This window comes from Pseudomonas sp. Wu6, assembly GCF_019891515.1.
Classification (GTDB): domain Bacteria; phylum Pseudomonadota; class Gammaproteobacteria; order Pseudomonadales; family Pseudomonadaceae; genus Aquipseudomonas; species Aquipseudomonas orientalis_A.
Map to the genome: position 1 here is coordinate 1 of NZ_JAFLXH010000089.1, position 1,023 is coordinate 1,023.

The 1,023-nt window shown below is 61.9% G+C and carries 2 protein-coding genes; both read right to left on the minus strand.

The window, feature by feature from the left end:
- Window positions 1-199, minus strand: a 199-nt coding sequence (locus J1G34_RS26915) for an ATP-binding cassette domain-containing protein (RefSeq protein ID WP_222994862.1), incomplete at its 3' end; no start/stop codon positions are given.
- On the minus strand, window positions 196-1,023 hold an 828-nt coding region (locus J1G34_RS26920), incomplete at its 5' end, for a substrate-binding domain-containing protein (protein ID WP_222994863.1). The genes J1G34_RS26915 and J1G34_RS26920, both read right to left, overlap by 4 nt.

The following is a 1,023-nucleotide window of genomic DNA, read 5'->3' on the forward strand; positions in this document are numbered from 1 at the left end:
GCTCGCCGATCTGCACCGTGCCGCTGCTGGGAATATAGGCGCCGCCGAGGATCTTCAGCAGCGTCGATTTACCCGCACCGTTCTCGCCCATCAGGGCGTGCACTTGCCCCGGGTGCGCGGTGAAGCTGATGCCATCGAGCGCCTTGACCCCAGGGAAGGTTTTGCCGATACCGTCAAAACGCAGGGCCGCAGCGGTCATTTCCACAGCCCGATCTTGGTCAGTTCTTCCTGGAAATTGGCGCGGGTGATCAGGGTCACTTCGTCCATGGCGGTGTATTTGGCGGGCTCTTTACCGGTGGTGACCCACTCGTACATCGCCAGCGCGGTGTTGTAGCCCTCGATATGCGGGCTTGGCAGCATCGAGCCGAAGAAGCCGCTGTCGGCTTTCTTCAATTCGCCGATGGCGTCGGTGCCATTGATGCCGATGCCGATCACGTTGGCGGCCTTGAAGCCGGCGCTTTCAGTGGCACGTACGCCACCGAGCACGGTGTTGTCGTTCATGCCGCCGATGATCAGGTTTTTCGCGCCGCTGGGCAGCTTGACCAGGGCCGAGTTGGTGGCGTCCATGCTGCCGGGCACGTCGAGGGTTTTAAGCGCGGCGGTGAGGATATGGTCCTTGGGAATGCCGGCTTCTTCCAGGGATTTGATCGAGCCGTCGGTGCGTTTCTTGCCGGTGTCGAGTTCGTTGAAGGTGTTGATTACCGCGTAGGTGTCCTTCCAGTCCCAGCCGCGTTTTTTCGCTTCGGCGGCCATGGCGGCGCCCTGTTTCTGGCCCACTTCAAACGCGGCCATGCCCAGGTACGGCACGTCTTCCATGAAGTTGCCCTTGGCATCGACAAAGCGGTCGTCCACGGCCATCACTTTGAGGCCGTTGACCTTGGCCTTGGCGACAATCGCCGGGCCGAGGGACACATCCGGCGGGCAGATCACAAAGCCCTTGGCGCCGTTGGCGGCCAGGCTGTCGATGGCCGACAGGGTTTTCTCGCCATCCGGCACGGCGATCTTGATCACGGTGAAACCGTG